Annotated in this window: 10 protein-coding genes; 7 read left to right on the top strand and 3 right to left on the bottom strand. The window is 40.1% G+C overall.

The genetic code is table 11. The annotated features are described in order from the left end of the window. Positions 1 to 820, top strand: an 820-nt coding sequence (locus ACZFYI_RS11285) for an AGE family epimerase/isomerase (RefSeq protein ID WP_462524232.1), incomplete at its 5' end; no start/stop codon positions are given. 45 nt (positions 821 to 865) lie between these two features. Here the strand turns inward: ACZFYI_RS11285 and ACZFYI_RS11280 are convergent. Then, positions 866 to 1,270, bottom strand: coding sequence for a nuclear transport factor 2 family protein (locus ACZFYI_RS11280; RefSeq protein WP_462524231.1), 405 nt, complete (start codon positions 1,268 to 1,270; stop codon positions 866 to 868). Next, positions 1,263 to 1,700 carry a DUF6526 family protein gene (locus ACZFYI_RS11275; protein WP_462524230.1) on the bottom strand — a complete coding sequence of 146 codons (438 nt, stop codon included), beginning with the start codon at positions 1,698 to 1,700 and terminating at the stop codon, positions 1,263 to 1,265. The genes ACZFYI_RS11280 and ACZFYI_RS11275 overlap by 8 nt, the downstream gene beginning before the upstream one ends. Before the next feature lie 96 nt (positions 1,701 to 1,796). Between ACZFYI_RS11275 and ACZFYI_RS11270 the strand changes: the two genes are divergently transcribed. Both ACZFYI_RS11270 and ACZFYI_RS11265 read left to right on the top strand, forming a co-directional pair. Continuing rightward, positions 1,797 to 3,140, top strand: a complete 1,344-nt coding sequence (locus ACZFYI_RS11270) for a polysaccharide deacetylase family protein (protein ID WP_462524229.1) — start codon at positions 1,797 to 1,799, stop codon at positions 3,138 to 3,140. 60 nt (positions 3,141 to 3,200) lie between these two features. Beyond that, a complete protein-coding gene (locus ACZFYI_RS11265; RefSeq protein WP_462524228.1) occupies positions 3,201 to 3,623 on the top strand; it encodes a hypothetical protein in 423 nt (140 codons plus the stop codon). Between the two features lie 281 nt (positions 3,624 to 3,904). On the opposite strand, the gene trpS is transcribed toward ACZFYI_RS11265, so the two are convergent. Next, positions 3,905 to 4,888: a tryptophan--tRNA ligase gene (trpS, locus tag ACZFYI_RS11260; RefSeq protein ID WP_462524227.1), complete on the bottom strand. Its 984-nt coding sequence runs from the start codon at positions 4,886 to 4,888 to the stop codon at positions 3,905 to 3,907. Between the two features lie 107 nt (positions 4,889 to 4,995). On the opposite strand from trpS, the gene ACZFYI_RS11255 reads away from it, so the two are divergent. The 4 genes from ACZFYI_RS11255 to ACZFYI_RS11240 all read left to right on the top strand — a co-directional run. Beyond that, positions 4,996 to 6,054: a DUF1573 domain-containing protein gene (locus tag ACZFYI_RS11255; protein ID WP_462524226.1), complete on the top strand. Its 1,059-nt coding sequence runs from the start codon at positions 4,996 to 4,998 to the stop codon at positions 6,052 to 6,054. A gap of 124 nt (positions 6,055 to 6,178) precedes the next feature. Then, complete coding sequence (locus tag ACZFYI_RS11250) at positions 6,179 to 6,436, top strand: YtxH domain-containing protein (protein ID WP_462524225.1); 258 nt, start codon at positions 6,179 to 6,181, stop codon at positions 6,434 to 6,436. A 273-nt stretch (positions 6,437 to 6,709) separates the two neighbouring features. After that, on the top strand, positions 6,710 to 7,348 hold the full coding sequence (locus ACZFYI_RS11245; protein ID WP_462524224.1) for a response regulator transcription factor: 639 nt from the start codon (positions 6,710 to 6,712) through the stop codon (positions 7,346 to 7,348). Between the two features lie 471 nt (positions 7,349 to 7,819). Continuing rightward, positions 7,820 to 8,277: hypothetical protein (locus ACZFYI_RS11240; RefSeq protein WP_462524223.1), on the top strand; the 458-nt coding region annotated here is incomplete at its 3' end.

Below are 8,277 nucleotides of genomic sequence, written 5' to 3'. Positions count from 1 at the left end.
GCATAAATCGTATTTTCAGCATTTGGAGCAGGATGGAACTCCGGTAGTACGACCCGCAGAGACGCCTTCTACTTCTGAACTCGGGTACAAAGACCAAAACAGTTCCATTCATCTATTGGAAGCGTTTACCGAATTGTACATGGTTTGGAAGGATCCTGTATTGAAAGAAAGGTTGGAGGAAATGCTGCTGCTTGTCAGGGATACCATCACCAATGACAAGGGTTCTTTGGTCCTGTTTTTCCAACCTGATTGGACACCTGTTTCCTTTCAAGATCAATCGGAGGAAGTCATCATGCAGCACAAAGGTTTGGACCATGTGTCCTATGGGCATGATGTGGAGACTGCCTATCTGATTTTGGAAAGCTCTCATGTATTGGGTTGGGAAAATGACCAAGAGACATTGACCAAAGCCAAAAAGATGGTTGACCATGCACTTTCATATGGTTGGGACAACGAACTGGCAGGATTTTTTGATGAAGGATATTATTTCAAAGGGGAAGAAAAACCTAGGGTAATCAAAGACACAAAAAATTGGTGGGCACAATCCGAAGGAATGAATACCCTTCTTCTGATGTCTGAATATTTCCCCAATGATGAATGGGATTACTTCGGAAAGTTTGAGAAATTATGGCAATACAATCAGGATTATCTGATTGACCATGAGCATGGAGATTGGTATTCAGGAGGATTGGACAAGCAGCCGGAGCTCAAAACCGCCGATAAGGGACATATCTGGAAAGCCAATTACCATCAGTTCCGCGCCATGCAGGGTTGTATAGAGAGATTGCGAAACTACAAGATTGAAAAATTACAAGATTGAAAAATTGGAAATGTCCACAGCCGAAGGTCGACCGTGGACATTTATTCATTGTATAAAATACACCTCAGCGATTTTCCCGTCTTTGATTTTGTATATGGCGATGGCGTGCATCGGAGGTTCATTTTTCGAAATGGTGACTTCTTCCTGATCGATTACAGTATTTCCCATGACGATACGGTTGACCAACTTGCAGTGGAGGTCAGGCGTCCGGGCAAACATCCTCCCGTAGATGTCATACATTTCTGTTTTGCCTTCATACAGAAATTCATCGGGGAATTTATAAACCCTTACATTGTCCGCATAGGGTGCCACAAAGCCATCAATGTCCCTTTTGTTGTAGGCTTCAAGTTGTTCTTGTGCCAATTTCTCAGCTATCTGTTCCACTTTTTCCTGTGCGAAAATGGTTCCTGTTAACATAAACAAGAACAAAGTCAATCTGAATTTAAACACGTCTGTTGTCCTCCTGCCAATTGGTGATTGCCATTTTGATTTCTTTTGCTTTTAAGTTTTCTTTTATGGCTTTTTCCATCAATGGAAGTAATTCCTCATCTCCGGCAAACCTCAAAGCGATGATCTGAGAAAGCCTCAATTTACTTTCTTTTTCTTTAAATGACTTTCCTGTCAATTCAAAATATCGGAATCTCATTTCCAAACGGATGATTCTGTCCTGATTTTTGAGACCATAGTACCTGGCTACGAAAGGCAATAAAACCAATAGCGTTGCCGCGACGAGATGGTATAGGGGAGAAAGGTAATCATTTCCTCCCATGAAGGCGTGGATCAGGTCAGCTACAGTCCACAAGAAAAAAATGAGGGCCAAAGGAATCAAAACAAAATTATGGGCTGCGAAATTTCGGGTGTGGTTTTTATAGTTTTGCATAAAAAGAGAATTGTTTTTTTGGGGAATTTAAGGCCATTCTGACCAATTATCAAAAAGATGAATTGATCGGAAAGTTATTTTTTAATTTTAAAAGCTATGAGCCTCACTAACAAAATCTTATTCCCCAAAATTCTCCTCATCCTGATTTTGGCTTTTCATTTTCAGCATGGATTCAGTCAAGATTCTTCTTTCAGAACTGAGATTTTGAAATGGCCTGACGGGAAAAAGGCGGCTATTTCCTTGACCTATGACGATGGAACATACAACCAATTCCATGTTGCCCTGCCTATCATGGAAGAACTCGGCATGCGGGGAACTTTCTATATCAATACCGGAGAAATCCCTTCTTCCAAAACCCGTGCACAGTTTTTTGGTAGAGATCCAAAAATCATCATTGCCGAGACTGCTGAAATACCCACTAATCCGGAAAATATTTTTGAAAGGGCCTCATTGATCCGTTTTTTGGATATGCCGGGAGCTGTTTCATTCCATGACAGGTCAGGGGCAGCTTTCGAGCAGGGAAGGCTGGAACAGGCTTACAAAATCCTTGATGAGGGATTTGCCAAAGCTAGGGAATCGAAGGTAGTCGAACTTGTGTATCCAAAAATCATCGATGGTCCGATGATCGATTGGGATGAAATCAGAAAGTATGCAAATAATGGCCATGAGTTTGGTGTACACACCATTTCTCATCCAAGATTGGCAGTATTGGACGAAGAGAATTTGTTGTTTGAATTGGAAGCCTGCCGGGATGAGGTAGAGAGAGAATTGGGAAAAGAGCAGTTGTTTTCTGCTGAATGTCCCTTTGGAACAGAAAATGAAAGGGTGATGGAATATGCTTTGGAGATGTTTCCTGCCTTAAGAAACAGGATGCCTGAGATTTATTTGGAGGAGATTAACCGCTCAGGTAAGTTTGATCCTAGTCAAGATTACAGCAAAGAATATGTACAGTGGCAGCGTGGGCCGTTATCCAAAACAGATCCCGCGCTGATGAATTCCTGGGTGGATGACATCCTGACAAGAGAAGATACTTGGTTGGTTTTGGTATTTCACGGTATTGAGGGAATCGGTTGGGAAGCCATTCCGGAAGACCGGATCAGAACCTATTTTGAATATATCGCCTCAAAGTCCAAGGATGTGTGGGTGGCACCGTTCCGGGATGTGACCCAATACATGAGGCAAAGGATGAATACCAAAATGACAAAAACCGTCAGCAAGGATATGATTACCCTTAAGTTGGACTCGGATTTGGATCCTTATTGGTACCGACAAAAATTAACCCTGAAGACATATATTCCAGCCAATTGGAAAAAGGTGATTTTCAAGCAGGGTGAAACCACTGAAAACCTTGAAATTAAAAATGATGGGGAAGGTACTTATGTTCAATACCATGCCGATCCGAACGGCGTTGAGGTAAGTTTAGGAAATGTTGGACAATAAGATTTTTGAAAAAGTTTTCTTATTTTTTACCTTCGTCCTTTTAAAAAAATAAAACACGTCATGGATTTCAGAAAATTGGATCAGGATCTTTCAGTTCTTGTAGAGAAAAAAATCGCTTTGAGCAAAATCTCCTATTCGGATGCTGCTTATGATGACATCGAAGAAGAACTTCATGATTTGGAAGATGATTTCAATGAGGAGTTCGGGGATGAGTTGGAGGCAATTTTGGAAAAAATCTACAACCAACTGAAATCAGACAATGATGTTTTGCTTCCAACAGCCTATTTAGCAAACAATTATCTTCCTTTGGCTGCGGATTCTTTTGGCAAAGTAACCTACGAAGTCAAAGGAAAAGAAGGAGTTCCCGTGGAATCTGAGCAGTTTGACAAAATGGATGTCAGGTTGGTTTTGGTTCCCAATCCAGCCCGCTTTATTCTTCAGATCAATGGCAAGTCCATGAAAGACCTTTGGGTGGGAAGGTGAGTTTCGATTTAAGAATTACGAGTTACCAGTTGTGAGTTGGAAGTTGGGAAGAAGGGAATTTAGGAAGTGTGAGGTAAGAAGTTAGAAGGGATTAGTAGCAGTGGTCAGTAGGCAATCACAGTTTACAGTGTACAGTGTTCAATAAAGCTTTTAGTGGTCAGCGGACGGTCCTCTGGGATCAGTTAACCAAATAACCATTAACCAATAACCTGTTAACCAATAACCAACCCTTCGACAAGCTCAGGGACCTAAAACCAAATAACCATTAACCAATCACCCAATCACCCAATCACCCCAAATCCCAATTTTTCTCTCACCTTGTTCAAATAACTTCTGGCGATTACCTTGGCTTTGGCTTCCCCTTCGGATAGTCTAGCTTCCAATTCAGAAGGATGGGTCATGAAGTAATCGTAAAGTTTTCTTTCTTCTCCATATTTTTCCAAAATCAAAGCCATAAACTCCTGCTTTGCATGTCCATAGCCAAAATTTCCTGCAAGGTATTTTGACCTTAATACTGAAGTTTGGTCAGCGTCAGCGACCAAAGAATACAATTTGAACACATTGCAGGTATCCGGATTTTTTGGTTCTTCCAACGGTGTGCTGTCGGTGATGATGGAATAAATGTTTTTTTTCAGTTCTTTTTCCGGAAGAAAAATATCGATGTAGTTGTTGTAGGATTTACTCATCTTTTGACCGTCAGTACCCGGAATGATCATCACGTTTTCACTGATGCGGGCTTCAGGTACGACAAGGATATCTTCCTCTACCCTGTTATTGAATGTAGTGGCGATATCTCTTGCAATTTCAAGATGCTGGAGCTGGTCTTTTCCCACGGGTACAATGTTTGCACCGTACAGAAGAATATCTGCAGCCATCAAGACCGGATAAGTAAAAAGTCCTGCATTCACATCTGCCAATCGGTCTGATTTGTCCTTGAAACTGTGGGCATTGGCCAACATGGGGTAGGGGGTAAAGCAACTCAGGTACCAAGTCAATTCAGTCACTTCAGGAATCATCGACTGTCGGTAAAAAACTGTCTTGCTGATGTCCAATCCAAAAGCCAACCAAGCTGCAGCCACCGCCAAAGTGTTTTCTTTTCTCAGGTTACCGTCTTTGATTGAAGTCAGGGAATGAAGATCGGCTATGAAAATAAAAGAATCGTTATTATCTCTTTTGGTCAGTTCGATAGCGGGGACTATTGCACCCAAGATGTTTCCAAGGTGGGGCTTACCCGAACTCTGTATGCCTGTCAGTACTCTTGCCATTGTTTTAAAATTTGGCGCAAAATAATTAAATCAGGGTACAATTCGCTTGTTTTTTATCGTTATTTGCCCGTATGAAAAAAAGTGCCGTTTATCTCTCTATACTCATAATGCTGACAATCAGCAGCCTTCCGCTTTTTGCACAGACCATTGAAAGAAAGACCCTGACTTGGGAAAAGAGGAAAATTGATATTGGTGCAGTTTTGGAAGAAAAAGGAGCAGTGGAAGCTGAGTTTTTTGCACTGAATGAAAATCAGGACAGTATCTACATCACAGATATTTTTACAGATTGTGGTTGCACGACAGTGGAATACACCAAAGATACGCTTGCAAATGGGCAGATAGCCTCCCTCAAGGTCAAATTCGATCCTGACCAAAAGGGAGGGGAGTTTTCCAAAGGCATCATCGTTCGTACCAACATGGATATTTATGGGGATACTTTGTTTTTGGAAGGCATCAATATGCCGATTCCGGAAAATGCCGAAATGGCTTTTCCCCATAGGGTAGGCACTTTGGGTTTTAGACTGACGGCCATCAACATGGGGTATATCTATACCAATGAACCAAAGGTGAAATATGTAGAGGTCTATAATTTTGGTGACAAATTGATCGGTTTCAATGAAGTTCAGGATAAATTGCCTGACTATATGTCAGTCTCCTTGGAACCTGTCCAATTGCAACCTTCCCAAAGAGGCCTTTTGGTTTTGACCTATGATGGGGCTGCCAAAAATGATTTGGGTTTTTTTGACGAAGTCATTAACATCGGACTAGATCAGGACGAAATGAATCTTGGAATCAGGGTGATGTCTGTGGTTTATGAATACTTTCAGCCGGTACCCAAAAGTCTGGAAAACAGGGTTCCGAAGTTAGGAATAGCCAATGCAGAGATTGATCTGAAAGAGATTTCAGCCAACATTAAAGTCTCAAAATCCATCACTTTGAGCAATATGGGACAGGAACCGCTCAATATCCGAAAAGTTTCTGTCAACTGTGATTGCGTGAAAATTGAATTGGGTAAAAATGATCTCCAATCAGGAGAAACCACAGAGCTTAAGTTTACTTTTGATCCAAAGGGACGGAAGGGAATTGACCATAAGCACATCTCCATTTTCAGCAATGACCCCCTGAATCCTGTCAGGACCATTGTGATCAGGAGCTCTGTAAAATAGAACGTTTTCATTTTTTAATCGTATTTAAATTAGACAAAAACTATACTTTGGTATGATTAATGTTTAAATTTAAAGTAATCAAAAAACCAGAAGGTTTTTATTTTCAACTTAAAAAAACATAGCTATGAGTTCGACCAAATTTATTTTAGGAGCATTAGTAGGTGCTGTAATCGGTGTTCAGATAGGAATATTGGTAGCACCTGACAAAGGTGAAAACACAAGAAAGAAAATCACCAAAAAAAGTGGGGAATACCTTGACGAAGCGACTGGAAAGCTCAATTCGTTTTTTGACGGCTTGACAAAAAAAGTGTCTGATGTCAGTAATGAAGTGGACAAACTTGCCAAGAAAGCCAAGGCCGAAGTAGATAAGGTTACCAAGTAATCAAAACCAAAACTAAAGGGAGGGAGACTAGAGTCTCCTTTTTTGTTTTATCATGGTTAGAATTATAGCTATCTGTTTTATAGATCGGAAACTAGTTTGCAGCTCGTGATTTTATTATTTTTTGGATTCTATCTTTTGTTTTGAAAGATGTAGGGATTTTGAAAATCCAGCTTCTTAGAATCAAAACTCAAAAAAGTTTGCTATTTCTAGCCTTGTTTGTAATTTGAACACCAATGTCTCTAGCATTTTAAATTCCCGCTTTTCTCCCAACACATGAGTAAAAGAGTAATCATTGCCGATGATCATGAGTTGTTTGCTTCAGGATTGGAAAATCTGATCACTACGGATCGAAATCTGAAGGTGATTGACCATTTCAGTAACGGAAAGGAAGTGCTAGTTTTTTTGGAAGATGGAAATGAGGCAGATATTATCGTCCTTGACCTCAATATGCCTGTGATGGATGGGATTCAACTACTTGGAAATTTGCACAGGGATTTTCCCCAAATCAAGAAACTGGTCATCAGCATGCACCATACCTCATCTTCCATTGAATTGTGTAAAAACCTTGGGGCTGACGGATTCATAGGCAAAGATGCCACAGCGTCTCAATTATTGGACGCTATTGGGATAATTTTGGAAGGAGGGAAATTTTTTCAGGAATCAGCCCAAGAAACATTTGATTCAGAAGGGAAAGGTTTTTATGAAAAACTCATTCATCACTACAAGCTATCAAAAAGAGAAGTTGACATTATCCAATTGATTATCAACCAATTTGAAAGTACAGAAATCGCCGAGAAACTCAATCTCAGTCCGCTTACTGTCAAAACCCACCGCAAAAACATTTTCAGAAAACTAGGGGTCAGGAATTTGGCGGGTTTGGTCGCTCTGGTCAAAGACTTTCCTAGACTTTAAATTGTATAATTCACGTATATCTTTTCCCAGATTCCATTACATCATCAAATTGTAAAAATTCAAAAAATACTACTTTTGGGGTATTTCAACCAATCCCATTTTATTTGAGCTTTACAATCATATAGCGAGAATACATGAACCAAAATATTAAAAATTAACCCTTTATTGAACATTTTTTATCGACCAACGCTGTTGCTGATTTTTTCGGCAGCAGCTTTTTTTTGGGGAATTAGGGGAGTGAAAAAATCTAAATTATGCTTTAATTGACTTTTTTAAATAGGTTATGGTTAATTGGGATAATTGAAAATTGCAAAAATATAATTTACGTTTTTGATTTTTTGCCAAACAAAGACTTCCTTTTAGTCTTTGGGAAGTCACTGGTTTGGTAACTTTATTTTACAAAACCAAAAGTCTCATTTGAGATTGAAGGTTTGTGGTTTTTCTATTTGAATACCCAAAAACTGAATAGCGATGAAAACTTCTTTTAAGAATTTGTTCTTGATTTATTCTCTCGGGCTTCTTTTGGGATGCAGGGAAGAAGAGGAGGACCCTATCTATCCACCCATTTTGGTATTTGATTATATCTCCGCCTTTGACTTGGTCAAAGTCTATGCCCCTGGCCTTGGAAAAGGTGAACAGATTTTTAAGGGCTATTTTTCAGAAACCATTCCGGTCACCTTGGGCCGTTCCGGAGAGGATTCGTTGGTTTTTATCATGCCTGAGTTGCCCATGGGAAATGCCGAACTCAAGGTAGAAATCAATGGAAAACCGAGGATATGGAAATTTGATCTCGGTATTTATTTTGTCCCTCCTCCAGCCGCGGAATCTGTATTTGATGCCCTGATCCGCAATAGTGAAGCTTTATTGTCCGAGATGGAAGGTTTTGAATCATTAGGAGGGTTTTCTCAGGATTATTCAAAGTGGATCAG

This window comes from Aquiflexum sp. (assembly GCF_977115555.1).
Note: the sequence above shows the minus strand (reverse complement) of the source record. Positions and strands in the feature narration are given on the sequence as shown.

Bases quoted from the DNA above. Each gene is read 5' to 3' on its own strand.
- ACZFYI_RS11275 (WP_462524230.1), bottom strand. From the start codon at position 1,700: ATGCAAAACTATAAAAACCACACCCGAAATTTCGCAGCCCATAATTTT.
- ACZFYI_RS11265 (WP_462524228.1), top strand. From the start codon at position 3,201: ATGGATTTCAGAAAATTGGATCAGGATCTTTCAGTTCTTGTAGAGAAA.
- ACZFYI_RS11245 (WP_462524224.1), top strand. From the start codon at position 6,710: ATGAGTAAAAGAGTAATCATTGCCGATGATCATGAGTTGTTTGCTTCA.
- ACZFYI_RS11255 (WP_462524226.1), top strand. From the start codon at position 4,996: ATGCTGACAATCAGCAGCCTTCCGCTTTTTGCACAGACCATTGAAAGA.
- ACZFYI_RS11270 (WP_462524229.1), top strand. From the start codon at position 1,797: ATGAGCCTCACTAACAAAATCTTATTCCCCAAAATTCTCCTCATCCTG.
- ACZFYI_RS11250 (WP_462524225.1), top strand. From the start codon at position 6,179: ATGAGTTCGACCAAATTTATTTTAGGAGCATTAGTAGGTGCTGTAATC.
- trpS (WP_462524227.1), bottom strand. From the start codon at position 4,888: ATGGCAAGAGTACTGACAGGCATACAGAGTTCGGGTAAGCCCCACCTT.